Raw genomic sequence first — 19,192 nt, forward strand, 5'->3', positions numbered from 1 at the left:
AGTGGGAAAGGGAGAATTTGATGAAACGTCTTGCATTAATAGGATTTCTCGCCAGTTCGTTGGCGGCATGTGTGGAGCCTCCGGCCTCGCCGATGGAGGCAGCGGCGCGCAGAGCGGCGGCGGCAGAGTTGACCGCCAAGCAATGTGCCGGATTTGCGGGCGGCTATGAAAGCGTGCAGAAGCTGCGCCATGACGCGAACAAGAATATCGCAACTGCACGTCGGCTAGGGGCGACAGATACGACAATCGCCAAGGCGCGTGCGGATGTGCGCATGGCCTTTGATATGCAGGTTGCCTTTTCCACGCCCCAGCAGGCCTGTAACATGATGGTGGGCGAACTTGCGTGGGCCACGGGGTAAGCGGCGTTAGCGGTGTGCTACGTCGAGCCAGATCGGCAGGTGGTCTGACGCTCGGCGGGTCTGCGATGTCTCGACCACGCCGCCTTGGCGCACGTAAAGATGCTGATCCAAAGCCATCCGGTCAAGAAAGGCTACGGGCATCCGTGCATGGTAGCTTTTGCCCGGCGCGTGAATGGTGAAACGCTTCGCCAAACGGCCAAGCCCGACCTTTTGCGACCATTCATTGAGGTCTCCGGCGATCAGGGTCGGGCAGGCGGCGCAGGCGTCGAGATGGGCAATCATGGCGCTTAACTGTTCTTTGCGCGAGGGGCGCAAAAGGCCAAGGTGCGAGGCGATGACCCGCAGTTGACGCGAGCCGATGTTTAGGTCCGCGACCATTGCCCCGCGCGGCTCTACCCCGGGCAGTGTCAGATGCGCGACACTGTCAATTTTGGCCGAGGGGCGGACCAGCACCGCGTTGCCATGCCAGCCAATACTCACGTCACTGGGGGTCGGCACGGGGCACATCCCAGTGGCCTTTTCCACGCGTTCCAGCGGCAGGGCAGATGGGCGCGGGGCACGGCGACGGTCAGCTTCTTGTAAGACCACCACATCGGCATGCAGGCTGCGGATGATACGCATGATCCGCTCAGGATCACGGCGGCGGTCTGTGCCCATGGCTTTGCGGATATTATAGCTGACGATACGCAGCGATTGCGGGGCTACGGCGGGGATCATAGTATTGGCGCTCCGAGGCGGAAAACCCCTTCGGCGACCTTTCGGATCATCCCAGTGGGCGGCTTTTCCATGGCGCAATGTTCTGACAGATGGGCAAACCAATCGTGCAACTTTGCGACCGTGGCCGCGTCATAGACAAAAAGCGTCACTTCGAAGTTCAGCAACATGCTGCGTACGTCGAAATTCGCCGTGCCGACCAGCCCCATACCGTCAATGATCCCGGCCTTGGCGTGGATCATCCCCGGTTGATAATAAAGCACATGGCCCCCGGCCTCATGCAGATCGCGCAGATAGGCACCGCGGGCAAAATCCGCGAGCCGCTGATTGGAGCGTTCGGGGACCAGTATGCGCACATCCACTCCGCGTCGCGCCGCCGTTGTGAGCGCTGCACCAAGTGCCTCGGTCGGTACGAAATAGGGGGTGACCAACCAGATCCGTGCCTCTGCCAAATGCAGCGCGCGGATCAGACCGTCATGCAGGGGATCTTCGGTAATGTCAGGGCCAGACGGGACCAATTGAACGGTTGCCCCGCCGCCAGTGTCAGCAGCGACCGATGGCGCGGGCTCCAGCGTTTCGCCGCTGGCCACTTCCCAATCGGACCGAAAGACATCCCCAAAGCTTTGCACTGCACGCCCCTCAAGCAAATAGGCCAAGTCGGTCCAACCATCCGCGCGCGCAGTGGGGCCGAGGTAATGCGCGCCAATGTTCATGCCCCCTGAAAAAACGCGGGCATCATCGGCGATGATCATCTTACGGTGATTGCGCAGGTTAAGGTGCCCTGAACCGGGGAATTGTAGCAATGGAGAGTAAAAACGGACATCGCCCCCCGCCGCACGTAGGCGACGCAAGGCAGCAGCGGGGCCGCGCAGGGTGCCCAAGCGGTCCATCAGCAGGCGTATTTTCACACCGGCTTTGGCCCGTTCAGTCAGCGCATCCACAAAAATCCGCCCCGTCTCGTCATTGGCGACAATATAAAACAGCACATCTAGCTGTTTCTCGGCCCCTTGTATCAGCGCCATTACCGCTTCATGCGCCGCGGTTGGATCGCCCAACAGCCGCAGGTCTTGCCCCTGCGCGGCAGCAGGCAAGCCGAAATACTGCATTGTGGCATCCAGCGTATGCACCGGGTGCGGCGGCGGGCCGCCGGTGTCACCTTTAAGAAAATGCACAGGGGAATAGCGGGAGGATTGTTTGCGAAAGCCAAGGCCCAGAAACAGCGGCACCGCGACCCACGGCAGGGCGATGATAAACAACAGCCACGCCGCGGTCGATTGCGGCGTGCGCCGCTGCTGCAAAATAACAATGGCCGCCAGCAGCGTCAGGACCACGATGATGACAATTTCTAAGTGTGTGGTGATCCAAGACATCGGGTGCGGCTTGCTCCATTTTGCTAACAAGACAAGCAGATAACCCTTTCGATCTTAACAGCAAGCTTTGCCGTAATGGCGCTACATCAATTCCTTCACCGATGTATCTGCCGCCATGTCCATCTCTGCCCGCAACCGCGTGCGGGCGCGGGCCAGCCGCGACATGACGGTACCAAGGGGCAAACCGGTTTGGTTGGCCAAGGCCTGCGGGCTGCTTTCACCGTCTTGTACCAGCTGCATCAGCGCCAATTGCTCAGGCGGCAGCCGCGCAATCGCGTCCCGAAGATCAGCGCAGGCAAGCCGGGCAGGGGCGGCAGGGGGCGTAAGGGCCATATCGTCGGCCAATTCTTCTGTCTCTCGCTTTTGCCGCCAACGTTGTCGGACGATGTTGTGTAAAGTGATCATCGCATAGCGGTCGGGCGTCTCTATCACGGTGCCATCGCGCAGGGTCTGCATCAACTTCATCGCGGTTTCTTGCAACAGGTCGTCTGCTTCTTCCGCCGTGTTCGACAGTCGGCGGGCGCGGGCGCTTAGCCGAGGCCACAGGGGGGTGAGCGGGTCTTTTGTATCTGATGTCATCTCTGCCTCTCGTTATTTTGCGTTTGGGGCAGGATGCTGATTTCTGAGCGCACAACCAGTACGCGAAATCCGCCGACGCGGGGCAAGGGGGCTTTTTGGGCGAGGGGCCGCTTAACCATAGGGCTGCAATCGGCAGACCCCCGCGCGGGTCTTGGGGTGGTCGGACGCAAACAGCGATGGGCGCGTCTAACACTATGAAGGCGCCCGAAGCCTTCGCCTCAAAAGCCTAAACGGAGTATCAAAATGACACGACTGACCAAAACCGCTGCCCTCGTAGCAGCCACATTCGCGGTGCCATCCTTCGTCCTAGCCGACACGGTAGAAGTAGACGCAAATGGCGACGGTCTGCTGAGCGTGGCGGAATTGCAGGCGGTCTACCCTGAGATCACCGGCGAGCAGTTCTCGGTCATGGATTTAAACGCTGATGGTGGTTTGGATGCAGCAGAGATTCAGGGCGCGGGCGAGTCCGGCATGCTGCCGACAGCGCCAGTAGAGGAATGATCTAACACAGAAGGCTTTTGCCTCTCCCCCCAAAAGCTTCGGAAGGGTTCGGATCGAAAGGTCCGGACCCTTTTTGCGGTTCAGGATGTTTAATAGGAAGAGTGGTCTCTCGCTTAAAAGCTGAGGCGGGGCAAAATTAAGCGCCCAAGCTCGACCTCAAATGGCAGTTGCGACGCCAACCTTCTGATAATACTAAGTAATCTACATTTTCCGCCGGACTATTCTTGCATTTGATACATAACTTGAGCGGTGCTTGGCCTACCAATTGTTGCAAATGTGCGACAATCAGCGCATCGCAATTCTGTGAAGTGAAAAACATGAAACCGAATACTAGATGGGGCGTTGCGTGAGTGACCCTGCGGCGAGGATCGCAGGTCACCTGAATTTAAGGAGCAGAACATGAAACGCACGACAACAATCGCGAGCATCGCCCTCATCGCAACAGGCGCACTGGCCGGCGCAGCCGCAGCAGGCTCGCTCGAAGACACCACAGTCGAAGCACCGGTTTTCACACCAGCGCCGACCCCCGTGGCCGTTGATGGCAACTGGACAGGTTTCTACACCGGTCTTCAGGTTGGCCAAACAGACATCGACAGCGACAGCGGTGCGCTTGACGGTGACGACACATCTTACGGTTTCCACGCAGGTTACGACTATGACTTCGGGAAGTTCGTACTGGGTGGTGAGCTCGACTATGACAAAACCGACATCGATCTGGGCAACAGCGGCGCAGCCGCCGACTCCGTCGCCCGTGCCAAGCTGAAAGCCGGTTACGACTTTGGCAACACGCTGGTCTATGCGACAGCTGGTGCGGCCCGTGCCGACACCGACGTTGGTGATGAAACCGGCCCCTTCGCCGGTGTGGGTGTCACATATAAAGTGACCGATCGCTACACAGTCGGTGGTGAAGTTCTGCAGCACAAATTTGATGACGTAGGCGGCACAGGCGACGATCTTGACGCAACCACGATCTCCCTGCGCGGTTCCATGCGCTTCTGATCTGTCTTGGCGAGGGAACTCGCCTAGATGAACGGGCCGGCTTCCGAAAGGGGCCGGCCTTTTCATGGGCCTATGCCGCGCGGCTGGCGCACCCTTCGGCAAAGCTGCACAGGCTTCGTAGTGCTGTTTCAAATGCACTGTCTTCGATGGTCATGGCGACGCGAACATGGCCCGCCGCCGCCGCGCCAAAACTCTCGCCGGGCATGACCGCGATGTGGAGGCTTTCCAGCAATGCGTCGGCAAAATCGCTGCCACTCAGCCCCGTGGCCCGGATATCCAACATCAAATACATCGCCCCTTGCGAAGGCACCAAACGCACCACATTCTGCGCCGCCAGTACCTGATGGGCCAGCGTCCGACGACGTTCAAACGGTGCCCCGATCTCCCGCTCAAGTGCATCACCTTGAGCGAGAGCATAATTGCTCGCGTCCTGAATGAACCCCGGCACGCCGTAGTTGGTATGGGTGGCGAGGTCGATGATATCGGCGATGATGTCCTCAGGGCCGATGATCCAGCCACAGCGGCTGCCTGTCATGGCGTGGGATTTCGACATGGAGCCGATGACCAGCGTGCGATCTGCCATGTCGGGCAGGGCGCGTGGACTGAGGTGTTCGCCCTCCCAAATTTGGGTGTCATATACCTCATCAGAGACCAGCCACAGATCACGGTCTTGGCAGACCTTGGCAATCTCGGTCAAAGTCTCACGGCCATAGATCACGCCGGTCGGATTGTTGGGTGTGTTTATCAACAGGGCCTTCGCGCCCTCGGCGGCAGCTGCCAGATCCGACCCGCGGGGCAGGAACCCATGATCGGCCCGCGCCGCGACCGCGATGGGCCGCGCCCCGGCGGCACGCAGGGTGCCGGGGTAGGTGGCATAATAGGGGTCAATGTAGAGCGCCGCATCGCCGGGATCGCAAGCCGCCATGAAAGCCGCGAAAAGCCCCGCTTGCCCGCCCGGCGTCACCACCACATTGTCGCGCGTCGTGCGCACGCCGGTCCGCTCCTCGGCCCGCTTTGCGATCCGGTCGCGCAGGGCATCTGTGCCCGGAACGGCGGCATAGCCGGTATGACCCCCGAGCGCGCTGCGGTGCATCTCTTGCAGGATCGGGGCGGCGGTGCGGATGTCATGCTCGCCAATGGTAAGCTCGGTGACGGGCACCCCCGCCGCAATCATCGCACGCGACTTATGAAACACCTCCCAACCGTCGGACCCTCCGGCCAGAACCCCTTTGATGCGCGATGATCTATCCATGATGCCTCCGAAAATTTCCGCACAAGGGGGCAGAGCCTTGGGGCTTTGTCAATCCGCGCGGGGAAGGCGGGGGGGAGCGGTTGCGTAAAACTTAACCGGACAAGGGGCTTGGCGCAGGGCGGCGCGCTTGCTACAACCCGGTCATGAACACCGCAACGCTCATTATTTGCTGCATTACCCGCTGAGACATCCTCGCGGGCCGCTGTTCACGTCATTCCCATTCTGACAAAACTATGCCAAGCCCGCGTCACACCCGCGCAAGGACGCCTGCCCATGACCCGTGACCTGACGATCAAGCTGCACAACACCGCCACCCGGAAGAAAGAGGATTTCACGCCGATTGATGCGCGGAATGTGCGGATGTATGTCTGCGGCCCCACGGTCTATGACCGGGCGCACCTGGGCAACGCGCGGCCCGTGATCGTGTTTGATGTGCTCTTCCGGCTGCTGCGGCACGTCTATGGGCCCGAACACGTTACATACGTGCGCAATTTCACCGATGTAGATGACAAGATCAACGCCCGCGCCGCGACAAGCGGGCGCAGCATTGGCGATATCACAGCCGAGACGACCCAGTGGTATCTCGACGACATGGCCGCCGTCGGTGCGCTGGAGCCCGACCACATGCCTCGCGCGACACAGTATATCCCCCAGATGGTCGCGATGATCCGCGGGCTGATCGACGAGGGCTACGCCTATGAGGCCGAGGGCCATGTGCTGTTCCGGGTGCGCAAATACGCCGAATATGGCGCGCTTTCTGGCCGGTCGGTCGACGACATGATCGCAGGCGCGCGGGTTGAAGTCGCGCCTTACAAAGAAGACCCGATGGATTTCGTACTCTGGAAACCTTCGGATGAGGCCACGCCCGGTTGGGAGTCGCCTTGGGGGCAGGGCCGTCCGGGCTGGCATATCGAATGCTCCGCCATGGCGCATGACCTGCTGGGGGAGCGGTTCGACATCCACGGCGGTGGGATCGACCTGCAGTTCCCGCACCACGAGAATGAGATCGCCCAGTCGAAATGCGCGGGCCACGGGTTCGCCAACTACTGGCTGCACAATGAGATGTTGCAGGTCGAGGGCAAGAAGATGTCCAAGTCCTTGGGCAATTTCTTTACCGTCCGCGATCTGCTGGACCAAGGCGTGCCGGGGGAGGTCATCCGTTTCGTGATGCTCTCGACCCATTACCGCAAGCCGATGGACTGGACTGAGAAAAAGCGTGAGGAGGCTGAGAAGACCCTTCGCAAATGGTATCTTCAGGCGGCTGAGGCTGAGGCCGCGACGCCTTCACCGGACCTCGTCACACTCTTGGCGGATGACCTCAACACCCACGGTGCGTTGACCGAATGCCACCGGCTGTCGAATGCGGGCGATACGGCAGGTCTGCGCGGGGCGTTGAAGCTTTTGGGGCTGCTGGATGATCTGATCCCCGAATGGGCCGCGGTGCAGGCGCTGGATCTCAGCGATGTCGAGGCTTTTCTGAGTGATGCCCATGCCACCGCGATGGAGACCAAAGATTTCGCGCAGGTCGACCGGATCAAAACCGCGCTCACCTCTGTCGGGATCGAAGTCCAGATGAGCAAGGACGGCGTGAAACTGACCCCACCGCCCGGCTTTGATCGGGCGCAGTTGGAGGGGTTGTTGTGACGCGCGAACGTCTCTGGCTTTATGACACCACGCTGCGCGATGGGCAGCAGACCCAAGGCGTTCAATTCTCCACCGACGAGAAACGCCAGATCGCCGAGGCGCTGGATGCGCTTGGCGTGGACTATATTGAAGGCGGTTGGCCCGGGGCCAACCCAACCGACAGCGCGTTCTTCGATGCGGCGCCGCCCACCTCGGCACGGCTCACCGCTTTTGGCATGACCAAACGCGCGGGCATGTCAGCGGAAAATGACGACGTTTTGGCCGCCGTATTGAACGCCGGGACGCAGTCGGTCTGTATCGTCGGCAAGACCCATGACTTCCACGTCAAAACCGCCCTTCGCATCACGCTGGCGGAAAACACCGACAATATCGCAAAATCCGTCGCCCATCTGGTCGCCCAAGGGCGCGAGGCGCTGTTTGATGCCGAACATTTTTTCGACGGCTATAAGGCCAATCCCGGCTATGCGCTTGAGGCGATCCGCGCGGCCTATGACGCGGGTGCGCGCTGGATCGTGCTGTGCGACACCAATGGCGGCACGCTGCCCGAAGAGATCGGCCGCATCACCCGCGATGTGATCGCCGCAGGCATCCCCGGTGACCGGTTGGGCATTCACACCCATGACGACACCGAAAACGCCGTGGCCTGCACGCTGGCCGCCGTCAACGCAGGCGCGCGCCAGATCCAAGGTACGCTGAACGGGCTGGGCGAGCGGTGCGGCAACGCCAATCTGACCACGCTGATCCCGATCCTGCTGCTGAAAGACCCCTATGCCAGCCGCTTTGAGATCGGTGTGAGCCGTGACGCGCTGCGCGGGCTGACCCGCACCAGCCGGATGTTGGACGAAATCCTTAATCGCGTGCCGATGAAACAGGCAGGCTTCGTGGGGTCGTCGGCTTTCGCGCATAAGGCCGGGCTCCATGCCAGCGCCATCGCCAAAGACCCCAGCACCTATGAGCATATCGATCCCGCCTTGGTCGGCAATACCCGCATCATCCCGATGTCGAACCAAGCCGGGCAATCCAATCTGCGCAAACGGCTGAGCGATGCCGGTCTGGCCGTGGCCAAGGGCGATCCGGCGCTTGGCCGGATCTTGGAAGTGGTCAAGGACCGCGAGGCGCAGGGCTATGCCTATGACACCGCTCAGGCGAGTTTCGAGATTCTCGCCCGCGACGTGATGGACCAGTTGCCGCATCTTTTCGAGGTGGAGCGTTACCGCGTTACGGTCGAACGCCGCCGCAATGCCGAAGGCCGGATGGTCAGCCTTTCCGAAGCGGTCGTGGTGGTCGATGTCGACGGAGAAAAACGGCTCTCGGTCTCGGAATCGCTGGACGAGGATGGCGCGGACCGTGGTCCGGTCAACGCGCTGTCCAAGGCGCTGGTCAAAGACCTAGGCAAATACAGCAGCCTTCTGGATGACATGCGTCTGGTTGACTTCAAAGTGCGTATCACCCAAGGCGGCACCGAAGCCACCACCCGCGTCATCATCGACAGCGAAGACGGGCAGGGGCGGCGCTGGTCCACGGTGGGCGTCAGCGCCAACATACTCGACGCCTCATTCGAGGCATTGCTAGATGCGATACGTTGGAAATTGATCCGGGACCGCGCTCAATGACAGATGATATGACCGCCTTTTTCACCCTGCACCGTGATCTGCCGCGCGAAGGGCCGGGGGAGCCTGCGGATGTGAGCTGGGCCGTGGAGCAGGTCGACCTGCCCGCAAGGGCCGAGATCGCGGATGTGGCCTGCGGCCCCGGCAGCGACATCGGCGCCCTGCGCGCGGCGATCCCGCAGGGGCATGTCACCGCACTCGATAATACCGCGCATTTCGTCGACACCGCGCGGGGCCGTTTCGTGGCCGATGGGAATGTCACATTGCTGCGCGCCGATATGGCCGCAATTGCCAATGAATACGACCTGATTTGGTGCGCCGGTGCAGTCTATTTCCTTGGCGTGACCGAGGCGCTGACCCGCTGGCGGAAATCCCTGCGCGCGGGTGGTGTGGTGGCATTTTCCGAACCTTGCTGGCTGACCGATACCCCTTCGGAGAACGCCCGCGTGCAATGGGCCGACTATCCAGCGATGAGCGACGCCGATGGCATTGCCGACCGGGTCCGCGCGGCGGGGTATGAGGTCGTGGCGACCCGTGTTCTGTCGGAGGAGGCTTGGGAAAATTACTACACTCCGCTGGAGGCCCGCATCGAAAAGCTGCGCCCCGGCGCGGATGACGCATTGGCGCAGGTGCTAGATGCCACAGAGGCGGAAATCGCCTGCTGGCGCGCGCACCGGGACGAGTTTGGCTATCTGTTGACGGTGGCACGCCCCGCATGACCTTCGACGCCGACCTGAACGCCTGCGCCGCCATGGTAGAGCGCGCCGACCCGTGGCGCTTTCGCGCCGCCATGGCCGCCCCCGTCGAGACGCGCAAGCTGCTCTTCCCGCTCTATGCCTTCAACGTCGAGGTTGCCCGTGCGCCTTGGGTCACCCAAGAGGCGATGATCGCCGAGATGCGCCTGCAATGGTGGCGCGACGCGCTGGAGGAGATTGCCAAGGGCGGTCCCGTCAGGCGTCACGAAGTCACCACGCCGCTGTCCCGTGCGATTGCGCCGGAGGATGCGGAACTGCTGGATGAACTTGTCGCCGCGCGGCGGTGGGACATCTACAAAGACCCCTTCGAGGATGCTGCGCATTTCGAGCGCTACATCGACCAGACCGCAGGCCATCTGATGTGGGTCGCCGCACGCCGCCTTGGCGCGACGGAGGAAGCGGTTGTGCGCGATGTGGCCTATGCCACCGGCATCGCCGCTTGGCTCTGTGCGATTCCGAATTTGGAAGAGGCGAGCCGTGTGCCGCTGCTCGATGGCACGGCGGAAGGGGTTTCGGCCCTTGCCAAGGGAGCACTGGACCGCCTGAAGTCAGCGCGGGCCAAACGGGCGCAGATCCCAAAGGCGGCGCGGGCCGCATTGTTGCCTGCCGCCCATGCCGGACCTGTTTTGCACGCGGCTGTAGCAGACCCGCAAAAGGTCTCCGAAGCAGGCTTGCCTGACCCGCGCCGCCATTTCGCGCTGCGGGCCATGGCGTCGCGCTGGTAGGCGCTTAGCTGAGCTGCGTCTCCTTGCGGCTGCGCAGCACCAGCCAGATCAGCGAGCCACCGGCCAGCACCAAGAACGGCACCATGGCGAGGTTCACCGCCGCCCAGCCTTCCTGCGCCGTGCCGCCCGAACAGTTCATCAAACCGCCTGAAGCGAGCGAGGCGACGGTCACGCCGCCGAACACCAGCAGATCGTTCAGGCCCTGCATCCGTCCGCGCTCATGCGGCTCATGCGCGCCCGCGAGCATGGTGGTGGCCCCGATGAAGCCAAAGTTCCAGCCCAGCCCCAAAAGGATCAGCGCGACAAAGAAGTTGCCTAACTCCACCCCCTGAAGCGCCACCAGGCCAGCGGCGGCAAGGATCGCAATGCCAAGGCCCATGATCCGCTCAACGCCGAAACGGTTGATAAGATGACCGGTAAAGAACGACGGCGCGAACATCGCCAGCACGTGGCCGGTGACCACATAGCCCGCGTTGTCTTGGCTATATCCGCAGCCGACGACGGCGAGCGGGGTTGAGGTCATCACGAGGTTCATCAGCGCATAGGACACCATGGCGCAGATCACCGCGACGGCGATGCGCGGCGTGGTCAAAAGCTCCCAACGGCTGCGGCCCTTGGGCGCGTCATGGGCCGGAATTGGCGGCTTGGGGATGTCGATGAAAAGAAACAGCAGCGCGCCGATAAGGTTTACCGCGACCACCGCCAGATAGGTGCCAAGAAAGGGAACCACGAGGCTGCCAGAGGTCGCCGTGGCAAGCTGCGGCCCGATGATGGCCGAGACCAGACCGCCGGCCATAACGTAAGAGATCGCCTTGGGTCGGAAGTCATCCGAGGCGGTATCGGCGGCGGCGAAACGGTAAAACCCCTGCGCCGACATGTAGACGCCGGTGAGTAGGGAGCCGACCAGAAAGACTGGGAAAGACGCGAGATAGAGCCCATAGGCCGCGACCGCGCCGCCCAATGCTCCGCCCGCAGCCCCCAGAAAAAACCCCGCCCGCCGGCCAAACCGTTGCATGATGGCCGAAACCGGCGTCGCCGAGAGCATGGAGCCCAGCACGATCATCGAGATCGGCAGCGTTGCCAGACAGACATTGGTCGCCAGCGACTGACCGGCAAGGCCTCCAACGAGAAAAATCATCGGCATCTGCGCCCCGAGAAAGGCCTGTGCTGCCACCAGCACCGCTACGTTGCGCCGGGCGCGTCTGTCGTCGATCATGTCTGAATTCCTCACTTCCCGCCAAGGCGTAGCCCTGCCGATGCGTAAGGGCAAGCCCGGCCCCGGTTTTTGCGCCTCCGATCCCGCTTGCGCCCGGCGGCAAGCTCACCGATGATTGCCCCGATGACCGCCCCGAACCGTCCCTCGCTGAACCTTCTTCTGCTCGCTGGCACTGCCGAGGCGCGGCAGCTTGGCGTCGCCTTAGCTGAGGCCGGGCACAGGGTCACCGCGTGGCTGACGGAACCGCCGCGCGGGAGCAATCCGATGCCGATGGCGTTTGAGATGCGCGATGCCACGGATGCAGCGGCCCTGCGGCGCGATATGGCGGGCTTCGATGCGGTGCTCGATCTCAGCCATGGGTTCGATGCGGGGCTAAGCCACTCAGGTTTTGCCGCCGCCACGGCCATGGGCAAACCCTTCGTCAGCTTTTCGCGGCCTGTCTGGCCTTTGGACAACCCGCTGCTGCAATCGGTGCCCGATGTGACGACAGCCGCCCGTGCGGTGCCGCCCGGAGCCCGCGTCTTTGCCGCCACCGGCTGGGCGAGCCTGCCCGCGTTCCTGCCCTTTAAGGGGGCGCGCCTCATGCTGCGCCAGACCAGCCGCCATGACCGGCCCGCACCCTATGACTTTGTCGACCTGATCTTTGGCGATCCGCCATTCACCGTGGAGAGCGAAACGGCATTGTTCCGCGACCTCGGCGTCGACCTGCTAATTTGCCGCAACCTCGGCGGGCAGGCCAGCCGTCCTAAGGTCGACGCTGCCCTGTCGCTCGGCTTGCCAGTAATCGTGATCGACAGACCGCCACTGCCAGAGGGCGCGTCTTGCCTGACCAACCTCGACGCGATGCTGGATTGGGTGGCACGGCTGTGAACCTCGCGCCTCCGATCACCTGCGACGCCGAAGTGGCTGAGGGCGCTGCGTGGCTGGCCGAGGCCGAGCCGCGTTTTGCCATGGCGCTTGCACGCACCGGTCCGCTGCCACTACGTCTGCGCCCACCGGGTTTTGCAGGCCTTCTCGACATCATCGTGGGGCAGCAGGTGAGCGTGGCATCTGCCCGGGCGATCTATGCGCGGCTGGTGGAGGCGGGGTTGGACCGCCCTGAAAACGTTCTGCACGCGGGCGACGAAGGTCTGCGCGCTGCGGGGCTAAGCCGCCCCAAAGCGCGCTATGTGTTGGCCTTGGCGGAACGTGATTTCGATTTTGACGCGCTACATTGCCTGTCCGATGACGACGCCACCGCAGCACTGATCGCCATGCCGGGCATCGGCCCGTGGACCGCGCAGGTCTATGTGATGTTCTGCCTTGGTCGGCGCGATGTTTTCCCAAGCGGCGATCTGGCGTTGCAAGAAGCCGCGCGGGGGCTGTTTGATCTGCCCGCCCGGCCAACGCCAAAAGACCTCACTGCGATGGCCGCCGCATGGTCACCTTGGCGGTCGGTTGCGGCGCGGCTGCTCTTTGCCTACTACCGGGTGTTGAAACAAAAGGAAGGATTGTCATGACACGGGTTTTGAACGCCGAGCGCCGCGAGCCGGTCTCTGGCACCACACGGTCGGTTGTGGTGTTCCTGCATGGCTATGGGGCCAATGGCGCTGACCTGCTGGGCCTCGCCGATCCGCTGAGCGAGCATCTGCCGGATACGCTGTTCATCGCTCCCGACGCGCCCGAAGCCTGCGCAGGTGCGCCGATGGGGTTCCAGTGGTTCCCGATTCCGTGGATCGACGGATCATCCGAAGAGGAATCGATGCGCGGCATGATGAGCGCTGTCGAAGACCTCGACGCCTTCCTCGACGCGCTGATGGTGGACGAAGATGTGCTGCCTGAACAGGTCGTGCTGTTCGGCTTTTCCCAAGGCACGATGATGTCGCTGCATGTGGCCCCGCGTCGTGAGGATGCGGTGGCGGGCATCGTGGCTTTCTCGGGGCGTCTGCTCAACCCCGAAGCGCTGGCCGAAGAGGCGCGGGTGAAGCCGCCGGTGCTGCTGGTCCATGGCGATGCCGATGACGTGGTGCCGCCGCAATCCCTGCCGCAGGCCGCCGAAGCGCTGCAAGAGGCGGGGTGGCAGGACGTTTACGCCCATGTGATGAAGGGCACCGGCCATGGCATCGCGCCGGATGGGCTAAGCGTGGCGCTTGCCTTCATGCGCGACAAATTGGGGCTTTAACCCTTCATCTCGTCCCAGAGCCAGGGTTCGGCGAGTTCAACCGAATTGCCAGCGGGGTCGCGCACATAGAGCGAGCGCGCCCCGTTGGGCCAATCAAAGCTGGTGTCGATCTCGACCCCGGCGGCCCGTAGCCGGGTTTCCATCGCGGCGATCTCTTCACGGTTCATTGCAAAGCAAATATGCCCCGGCCGCCGCGCCCCATGGGGTGGCACCGGCATCTGCGGGTTGCCGGGCGGCTGCGCCGTCGCTGTGGGGTTGAAGATCAGCAGCACCGATGGCCCAAGCGCAAAGAACATATGCCGTCCCGATACCTCTTGGAACAATTGTAAGCCCAAGTGATCGCGGTAGAACTGTCGCGCGGCATCCAGATCATCGACATAAAGCGCGGCTTCAAGCAGCGCTTGTGGGGCGGGGGCATCGGGCAGGGACTTATCTGTCATGCAATAAGGTTAACAGACTCTGCCTATCAGTCACGCATCTGTCGTACTTGGCTGGCAAAACCGGCGACATCTAGTGGTTCACCTTTGTCTTGCCAGAGCGAAACCGCGAGATATAGTGAAGAGAAACGGGCAGAGGACGCGACCAGATGGACGGCGATTTCAGGACCGAATTTACCCGCCAACCGGCGGCTTTGAAACACCGCCCTGCGCTGGTGCTTAACGCGGATTACCGACCTTTATCCTATTACCCGCTGTCGCTTTGGCCTTGGCAAGAAGCCGTCAAAGCCAAATGGCTCGACCGGGTTGAAATCGTCGCCGAATATGACGAAGTGGTGCGCAGCCCCTCGACAGTGATTAGGATACCGTCGGTTGTCGTTCTAAAAGACTATGTCAAACCTCAAAAGCGCGTGGCCTTCACGCGCTTTAATTTATTTCTGAGGGATGAATTCCGCTGCCAATACTGCGGCGCGAAGGGGGATCTGACCTTTGATCATGTGGTGCCCCGCGCCGCCGGTGGGGTGACAAGCTGGCAAAACGTGGTGGCGGCCTGTAGCCCCTGCAACCTGCGCAAAGGCTCGCGGCCCCTGCACCGCACGGGCCTTGCCCTGCGCAAGCCGCCGCGCCAACCCGCCGCGGAAGAGCTGCGCAACATGGGGCGCAAATTCCCGCCCGGCCACCTGCATGAAAGCTGGATGGATTTCCTCTATTGGGATGCCGAGTTGGAGGCCTGACCTCAGATATCCAGTTCCACCCAGATCGGCACGTGATCGGATGGCTTGTCGCGCCCGCGCACGTCGCGGTCGATCTGGCAATCGCGCAGCCGGTCCGCCACGGTGGGGGATAATAGGAAGTGGTCGATGCGGATACCGTTGTTGCGGTTCCACGCCCCGGCCTGATAATCCCAAAAGGAGTAATGCCCCGGCCCTTGGGTGCGCGCCCGGAAGGCGTCCGTGAGCCCCAGGTTCACAAGCCGACGCCATGCGGCGCGGGACTCGGGGCGGAACAGGGCATCTTCGCGCCAACTGTCGGGTTTGGCGGCGTCTTCGGCCTGCGGGATGATGTTGTAATCGCCCGCCATGAGGAAGGGCGTTTCTTCAGCCAGCAGCGCCTCGGCGCGGGCTTGAAGCCGCGCCATCCACGCGAGTTTGTATTCATACTTTGGCCCCGGCACCGGGTTGCCGTTGGGCAGGTAGAGCCCGCAGACCCGAAGCGCCAAATCGTCGCCCACGACCGTGGCCTCAATCCAGCGGGCCTGATCGTCTTCGTCGTCGCCCGGCAGGCCACGGGTCACATCCTCCAGCGGCAGCTTCGACAGGATCGCCACGCCGTTGAAAGACTTCTGTCCGTGGGTTTCGACGTTATAGCCGCGCTCTTCTAGCATTTCGCGGGGGAAAGCCTCGTCGACCGACTTGATCTCTTGCAGCACGACAACGTCCGGCTGCGCCTCGTCAAGCCAGTCGGGAAGGGCCGCCGCGCGGGCCTTGATACCGTTGATGTTGAAACTCGCGATCTTCATATCCGGCCCCCTTAAGATGTCCGACTGCTATCGCGCAAATGGCATCGCGGAGCAAGGGGAAGGCTTGCGCGTTTAGGGTGATTCGACAGGGATTGTTTCCACTAATAAGGGAATTACGGGAACATGTAATCCCTCTTTGTCATGAGACAGCTCTGTGGATCGATCTTTTTCTGCCCAGCATCAATGAAGGAAAAGCGATCCAAGCGGAGGTACTGCGCAGTGTACCTAATGTGGATAAATCTTTCAGGACAAAGACTTAGACGGAAATCAGTTGGCGAAACAATTTTAAAGTGCATCAGTGTAGGAGCTGCACGGTTAAATGGTAATTTGCTCGAAAGGACTTCGATATGACTACGACTACCGCAACAGTTTTCTCCCCACTACCGGCACCTATGGAGGACGACAACCTGATGACACTTGGCGCGGGAATTTGGCTTTTCACTACGGGCCTTAATCGAGTGGGCAGCGACATGCTCATGGGTGACGGGGTGGAACTGTTCACCACTGGGTTACAACAAAACACCGGAACCATCGCGCAGGGGGCGGAGGTGGGCCTCTTCACCACTGGGCTTTCCGTCTCAGAGGCGCAGGTGCTGCCATTTGGCGCCTGAAACCTGATAAAGCGGGCGGATTTCACCGCCCGCTGTCCCTTGTTGGAGGCCATCTAATGACCAACGTTGTTCTGCTCAAGCCCGAAGTAAATTCCGACATGGCAACCCGAAGAACGCGACTGATCCGCGCCTTTGCCAGCGAACGCCGTCAGCAGGGGGATGTCTTTTGGTTAAAGGAAAACGCCGAATTACTGGGGGTGCTGGCAAGTACAGGGGTCGCATTGGATGCCGAGGCGCTCAAGCCGCTTATCACCTTCCATTCAAAGAGCCGCAACATGCTCCGCGATTTCCCGCAGTACTACCGTTTTATCCTGTCGCTCTGCCTCGACCTCGAAGAGCTTGGCTTGCCGGAACTTCACGGGGCGGCCCTCTGCGATGAGGTTGCCCGCGCGGGCCTAGAGGGCGCAGAACTTTCCGATCTACAACGTGCTGAAGCACGCCGGCTGTTGCGTCGCCGCGCTGTCGGGCCGCGAGTCGGTGAGGGTGCGCTTGGCGAGCGGTTGCATAACTTTATTACCCGCAGCGCCACCTTCGCCATGCCCAACCGAAAGGCCGCGTATGAGCTCACACATATTGTCTACTATCTCTCGGACTATGGCCGCCGGGACCCGAACTTGTCAGAAAAGGCTCTGCTGAGTTTGCAGTTCACCGGGCTGCTCGCTTTTCTTGACCAAGATATGGATCTGCTCGCCGAAGTCTGCGCCGCGCTGCGATTTGCCGGGGTGGCTCCAGCGAGGTCGTGGGAGAACTTCGTGGCGGATTGCCACCGTGCCTTTCGCATTCAGGTGGATATGAATGCCCCTGTGCAAGACGATTACCATCAATGGCTCGTCACGGGTTGGGCCATGCAAATCGCGGGCCGCCCCCCGCACCCGCAGCACATGTCCGATGGGGCGCTGCGGTTTAAATGCTGTTCCCTAGGGCAGGGGGCGCTGCGGCCCTTGGTGGCATGTATGAGTGATATGGGGGCGCAGCGCAGCGCAGATTGGGGGCATATGCGCCCGCATGTTCTGTCTTATCTTGGGCCAGAAAGCCACGCGGTCTTACTCGCGGCTGAGCAATCTGGCCCGCATTTCGAAGAATTCTTTGATGGGTTTGCACGGGCGCGCGGTTAGACGCGCCCGGAAAGCTTACATCGAGAAAGATGTGCCGCAGCCGCAGGCCGCAGTCGCATTGGGGTTCTCAATCGTGAACCGCGCGCCGATCAGTTCTTCGGTGAAGTCGATCACCGCGTCGGCCAGAAACGGCAGGGACACGCTATCGACCACCACTTTTTGACCACTGCCTTCCAAAACGAGGTCATCCTCGGCAGGTTCGTCCAGTGCGATGTCATACTGAAACCCCGAGCAGCCGCCGCCTTCGACAGCGATGCGCAGGGCTTTGCCTTCGTCGGCGGCCCCGATCTCAGCGAGGCGTTCAAAGGCGCGGGGGGTGACTTTGGGGGGCAGGTTCATCTGCGGGCTCCGATGCATCGGTTTTCTTTCGCGTTCCCTTAACATATAGAAACCACAAGGACAGGTCACAAGGACCGCAAGAAGGACCAGCCGCAATGCGCGCAGAATTCGCCTCGGACCCGGACACTGCCAAGGGACGGCTTGTGCCCGAAGAGGAAAGCACGTTTCGCTCCTGCTATCAGCGGGACCGAGACCGGATCATCCACGCCTCCGCCTTCCGGCGGCTCAAACATAAGACTCAGGTCTTTGTGGAGCATGAGGGCGATTATTTCCGCACGCGGCTGACCCATTCGATTGAAGTGGCACAGGTGGCGCGCACCATCGCAGGGGCGTTGCGCCTGAACGGCGAGCTAACCGAGGCCGTGGCGCTGGCGCATGATCTGGGCCACACGCCCTTTGGCCACACCGGCGAGGACGCGCTGCACAAGTTGATGTCGCCCTACGGTGGGTTTGACCACAACGCACAGGCGATCAAGATCGTCACCACGCTGGAGCGTCACTATGCCGAATTCGACGGGCTAAACCTGACGTGGGACACGCTGGAAGGCATTGCCAAGCACAATGGGCCGGTCACGGGCGACGTGCCCCATGCGCTGGCTGACTATAACGCGCGCCATGATCTGGAACTGCACACCCATGCGAGCGCCGAAGCGCAGGTAGCCGCGCTTTCGGATGATATCGCCTATAACAACCACGACCTGCACGATGGTCTGCGGGCGGGTCTGTTTACCGAAGAAGAGATCGCTGAGCTGCCTATGGTCGGCGCGGCCTATGCGGAAGTGGACCGACTCTACCCCGACACCGACAGCTATCGCCGCCGCCACGAGGCGCTGCGGCGGGTCTTTGGGGTGATGGTCGGTGATGTGATCGAAACCTCTGCCAAACTGCTAAAGGAAACGGGCGCACAATCCCCCGATGACATCCGTCATCTGGGCCTCCCGGTGATCCGCTTTTCGGATCCCGTCTGGCAGGATCTGCGCGAGATTCGAAAGTTCCTGTTTACCCGCATGTACCGCGCGCCCTCGGTCATGGAGAATCGCGAGAAGGTGACAAAGGTCGTCGAAGACCTCTTTCCGCTGTTTCTGTCTCAACCCAACCTGTTGCCCCACCATTGGGCCGCAGCGATTGAGGCGGCAGAGGATGAAACCACGCTGGCGCGGATGGTCTCGGATTACATTGCGGGCATGACGGACCGATTTGCGCTGCAAGAACACGCCCGCCTTTTCGGTAGTGATTTGCGCAGCTTCCGCTAATCTTTGCGGCATGGTAGCCTGCCCCCTGTGATC

General features: G+C 61.6%; 22 protein-coding genes. 14 read left to right on the forward strand and 8 right to left on the reverse strand.

What is annotated here, in order from left to right:
- Window positions 1–20: 20 nt before the first annotated feature.
- Window positions 21–359, forward strand: a complete 339-nt coding sequence (locus BM229_RS02220; protein ID WP_093926064.1) for a hypothetical protein — start codon at window positions 21–23, stop codon at window positions 357–359.
- 6 nt (window positions 360–365) lie between these two features.
- Here BM229_RS02220 and BM229_RS02225 read toward each other — a convergent pair whose 3' ends face one another.
- From BM229_RS02225 to BM229_RS02235, 3 genes are all read right to left on the reverse strand, one after another.
- Entirely contained in the window at window positions 366–1,076 is a 711-nt protein-coding gene (locus BM229_RS02225) for an endonuclease/exonuclease/phosphatase family protein (RefSeq protein ID WP_093926065.1), read from the reverse strand.
- On the reverse strand, window positions 1,073–2,443 hold the full coding sequence (locus BM229_RS02230; protein WP_093926066.1) for a phospholipase D-like domain-containing protein: 1,371 nt from the start codon (window positions 2,441–2,443) through the stop codon (window positions 1,073–1,075). The genes BM229_RS02225 and BM229_RS02230 overlap by 4 nt, the downstream gene beginning before the upstream one ends.
- A gap of 81 nt (window positions 2,444–2,524) precedes the next feature.
- A complete protein-coding gene (locus BM229_RS02235; protein WP_093926067.1) occupies window positions 2,525–3,022 on the reverse strand; it encodes an RNA polymerase sigma factor in 498 nt (165 codons plus the stop codon).
- Between the two features lie 243 nt (window positions 3,023–3,265).
- Between BM229_RS02235 and BM229_RS02240 the strand changes: the two genes are divergently transcribed.
- Window positions 3,266–3,523: an EF-hand domain-containing protein gene (locus tag BM229_RS02240; protein WP_093926068.1), complete on the forward strand. Its 258-nt coding sequence runs from the start codon at window positions 3,266–3,268 to the stop codon at window positions 3,521–3,523.
- A gap of 399 nt (window positions 3,524–3,922) precedes the next feature.
- The gene (locus BM229_RS02245; protein WP_093926069.1) at window positions 3,923–4,522 is read left to right on the forward strand and encodes an outer membrane protein; all 600 of its coding nucleotides are present in this window, start codon (window positions 3,923–3,925) and stop codon (window positions 4,520–4,522) included.
- Window positions 4,523–4,592: 70 nt separating this feature from the next.
- Here BM229_RS02245 and BM229_RS02250 read toward each other — a convergent pair whose 3' ends face one another.
- Window positions 4,593–5,774: a pyridoxal phosphate-dependent aminotransferase gene (locus BM229_RS02250; RefSeq protein WP_093926070.1), complete on the reverse strand. Its 1,182-nt coding sequence runs from the start codon at window positions 5,772–5,774 to the stop codon at window positions 4,593–4,595.
- 273 nt (window positions 5,775–6,047) lie between these two features.
- On the opposite strand from BM229_RS02250, the gene cysS reads away from it, so the two are divergent.
- The 4 genes from cysS to BM229_RS02270 are packed head-to-tail and all read left to right on the forward strand — an operon-like array spanning window position 6,048 to window position 10,508.
- Complete coding sequence (gene cysS, locus BM229_RS02255; protein WP_093926071.1) at window positions 6,048–7,418, forward strand: cysteine--tRNA ligase; 1,371 nt, start codon at window positions 6,048–6,050, stop codon at window positions 7,416–7,418.
- Window positions 7,415–9,031 carry a citramalate synthase gene (gene cimA / locus BM229_RS02260; protein WP_093926072.1) on the forward strand — a complete coding sequence of 539 codons (1,617 nt, stop codon included), beginning with the start codon at window positions 7,415–7,417 and terminating at the stop codon, window positions 9,029–9,031. Before cysS ends, cimA begins: the two co-directional genes overlap by 4 nt.
- A complete protein-coding gene (locus BM229_RS02265) occupies window positions 9,028–9,747 on the forward strand; it encodes a class I SAM-dependent methyltransferase (protein WP_244152091.1) in 720 nt (239 codons plus the stop codon). Before cimA ends, BM229_RS02265 begins: the two co-directional genes overlap by 4 nt.
- On the forward strand, window positions 9,744–10,508 hold the full coding sequence (locus tag BM229_RS02270) for a squalene/phytoene synthase family protein (protein WP_093926074.1): 765 nt from the start codon (window positions 9,744–9,746) through the stop codon (window positions 10,506–10,508). The genes BM229_RS02265 and BM229_RS02270 overlap by 4 nt, the downstream gene beginning before the upstream one ends.
- A gap of 4 nt (window positions 10,509–10,512) precedes the next feature.
- Here the strand turns inward: BM229_RS02270 and BM229_RS02275 are convergent, their stop codons facing one another.
- Entirely contained in the window at window positions 10,513–11,724 is a 1,212-nt protein-coding gene (locus BM229_RS02275) for an MFS transporter (RefSeq protein WP_093926075.1), read from the reverse strand.
- A gap of 123 nt (window positions 11,725–11,847) precedes the next feature.
- On the opposite strand from BM229_RS02275, the gene BM229_RS02280 reads away from it, so the two are divergent.
- Genes BM229_RS02280 through BM229_RS02290 form a run of 3 tightly spaced genes read left to right on the forward strand, consistent with a single transcriptional unit; the run spans window position 11,848 to window position 13,885 of the window.
- On the forward strand, window positions 11,848–12,594 hold the full coding sequence (locus BM229_RS02280; protein WP_167360177.1) for a precorrin-6A/cobalt-precorrin-6A reductase: 747 nt from the start codon (window positions 11,848–11,850) through the stop codon (window positions 12,592–12,594).
- Window positions 12,591–13,223, forward strand: coding sequence for a DNA-3-methyladenine glycosylase family protein (locus BM229_RS02285; RefSeq protein WP_093926077.1), 633 nt, complete (start codon window positions 12,591–12,593; stop codon window positions 13,221–13,223). Before BM229_RS02280 ends, BM229_RS02285 begins: the two co-directional genes overlap by 4 nt.
- Window positions 13,220–13,885: an alpha/beta hydrolase gene (locus BM229_RS02290; protein ID WP_093926078.1), complete on the forward strand. Its 666-nt coding sequence runs from the start codon at window positions 13,220–13,222 to the stop codon at window positions 13,883–13,885. The genes BM229_RS02285 and BM229_RS02290 overlap by 4 nt, the downstream gene beginning before the upstream one ends.
- On the opposite strand, the gene BM229_RS02295 is transcribed toward BM229_RS02290, so the two are convergent.
- Window positions 13,882–14,325: a VOC family protein gene (locus BM229_RS02295; RefSeq protein ID WP_093926079.1), complete on the reverse strand. Its 444-nt coding sequence runs from the start codon at window positions 14,323–14,325 to the stop codon at window positions 13,882–13,884. The two genes, BM229_RS02290 and BM229_RS02295, sit on opposite strands and share 4 nt — an antisense overlap.
- A 146-nt stretch (window positions 14,326–14,471) precedes the next feature.
- Here BM229_RS02295 and BM229_RS02300 point away from each other — a divergent pair, with 146 nt between their 5' ends.
- Window positions 14,472–15,056 carry an HNH endonuclease gene (locus BM229_RS02300; protein WP_093926080.1) on the forward strand — a complete coding sequence of 195 codons (585 nt, stop codon included), beginning with the start codon at window positions 14,472–14,474 and terminating at the stop codon, window positions 15,054–15,056.
- Window positions 15,057–15,058: 2 nt separating this feature from the next.
- Here BM229_RS02300 and xth read toward each other — a convergent pair whose 3' ends face one another.
- Entirely contained in the window at window positions 15,059–15,841 is a 783-nt protein-coding gene (gene xth / locus BM229_RS02305; protein WP_093926081.1) for an exodeoxyribonuclease III, read from the reverse strand.
- 347 nt (window positions 15,842–16,188) lie between these two features.
- Here xth and BM229_RS02310 point away from each other — a divergent pair, with 347 nt between their 5' ends.
- The gene (locus BM229_RS02310) at window positions 16,189–16,452 is read left to right on the forward strand and encodes a DUF6749 family protein (RefSeq protein ID WP_093926082.1); all 264 of its coding nucleotides are present in this window, start codon (window positions 16,189–16,191) and stop codon (window positions 16,450–16,452) included.
- Window positions 16,453–16,508: 56 nt separating this feature from the next.
- A complete protein-coding gene (locus tag BM229_RS02315; protein WP_093926083.1) occupies window positions 16,509–17,567 on the forward strand; it encodes a DUF6902 family protein in 1,059 nt (352 codons plus the stop codon).
- 15 nt (window positions 17,568–17,582) lie between these two features.
- On the opposite strand, the gene BM229_RS02320 is transcribed toward BM229_RS02315, so the two are convergent.
- Window positions 17,583–17,906 carry a HesB/IscA family protein gene (locus BM229_RS02320; protein ID WP_067265985.1) on the reverse strand — a complete coding sequence of 108 codons (324 nt, stop codon included), beginning with the start codon at window positions 17,904–17,906 and terminating at the stop codon, window positions 17,583–17,585.
- Window positions 17,907–18,001: 95 nt separating this feature from the next.
- On the opposite strand from BM229_RS02320, the gene BM229_RS02325 reads away from it, so the two are divergent.
- On the forward strand, window positions 18,002–19,159 hold the full coding sequence (locus BM229_RS02325) for a deoxyguanosinetriphosphate triphosphohydrolase (RefSeq protein WP_093926084.1): 1,158 nt from the start codon (window positions 18,002–18,004) through the stop codon (window positions 19,157–19,159).
- Window positions 19,160–19,192: the final 33 nt, after the last annotated feature.

Source organism: Sulfitobacter dubius, from assembly GCF_900113435.1.
GTDB lineage: Bacteria > Pseudomonadota > Alphaproteobacteria > Rhodobacterales > Rhodobacteraceae > Sulfitobacter > Sulfitobacter dubius.

Bases quoted from the DNA above. Each gene is read 5' to 3' on its own strand.
- BM229_RS02245 (WP_093926069.1), top strand. From the start codon at position 3,923: ATGAAACGCACGACAACAATCGCGAGCATCGCCCTCATCGCAACAGGC.
- BM229_RS02300 (WP_093926080.1), top strand. From the start codon at position 14,472: ATGGACGGCGATTTCAGGACCGAATTTACCCGCCAACCGGCGGCTTTG.
- BM229_RS02315 (WP_093926083.1), top strand. From the start codon at position 16,509: ATGACCAACGTTGTTCTGCTCAAGCCCGAAGTAAATTCCGACATGGCA.
- BM229_RS02225 (WP_093926065.1), bottom strand. From the start codon at position 1,076: ATGATCCCCGCCGTAGCCCCGCAATCGCTGCGTATCGTCAGCTATAAT.
- cysS (WP_093926071.1), top strand. From the start codon at position 6,048: ATGACCCGTGACCTGACGATCAAGCTGCACAACACCGCCACCCGGAAG.
- BM229_RS02325 (WP_093926084.1), top strand. From the start codon at position 18,002: ATGCGCGCAGAATTCGCCTCGGACCCGGACACTGCCAAGGGACGGCTT.
- BM229_RS02265 (WP_244152091.1), top strand. From the start codon at position 9,028: ATGACAGATGATATGACCGCCTTTTTCACCCTGCACCGTGATCTGCCG.
- BM229_RS02220 (WP_093926064.1), top strand. From the start codon at position 21: ATGAAACGTCTTGCATTAATAGGATTTCTCGCCAGTTCGTTGGCGGCA.
- BM229_RS02275 (WP_093926075.1), bottom strand. From the start codon at position 11,724: ATGATCGACGACAGACGCGCCCGGCGCAACGTAGCGGTGCTGGTGGCA.
- xth (WP_093926081.1), bottom strand. From the start codon at position 15,841: ATGAAGATCGCGAGTTTCAACATCAACGGTATCAAGGCCCGCGCGGCG.
- BM229_RS02320 (WP_067265985.1), bottom strand. From the start codon at position 17,906: ATGAACCTGCCCCCCAAAGTCACCCCCCGCGCCTTTGAACGCCTCGCT.
- BM229_RS02230 (WP_093926066.1), bottom strand. From the start codon at position 2,443: ATGTCTTGGATCACCACACACTTAGAAATTGTCATCATCGTGGTCCTG.
- BM229_RS02295 (WP_093926079.1), bottom strand. From the start codon at position 14,325: ATGACAGATAAGTCCCTGCCCGATGCCCCCGCCCCACAAGCGCTGCTT.
- BM229_RS02240 (WP_093926068.1), top strand. From the start codon at position 3,266: ATGACACGACTGACCAAAACCGCTGCCCTCGTAGCAGCCACATTCGCG.
- BM229_RS02235 (WP_093926067.1), bottom strand. From the start codon at position 3,022: ATGACATCAGATACAAAAGACCCGCTCACCCCCCTGTGGCCTCGGCTA.
- BM229_RS02280 (WP_167360177.1), top strand. From the start codon at position 11,848: ATGACCGCCCCGAACCGTCCCTCGCTGAACCTTCTTCTGCTCGCTGGC.
- BM229_RS02310 (WP_093926082.1), top strand. From the start codon at position 16,189: ATGACTACGACTACCGCAACAGTTTTCTCCCCACTACCGGCACCTATG.
- BM229_RS02290 (WP_093926078.1), top strand. From the start codon at position 13,220: ATGACACGGGTTTTGAACGCCGAGCGCCGCGAGCCGGTCTCTGGCACC.
- BM229_RS02270 (WP_093926074.1), top strand. From the start codon at position 9,744: ATGACCTTCGACGCCGACCTGAACGCCTGCGCCGCCATGGTAGAGCGC.
- BM229_RS02250 (WP_093926070.1), bottom strand. From the start codon at position 5,774: ATGGATAGATCATCGCGCATCAAAGGGGTTCTGGCCGGAGGGTCCGAC.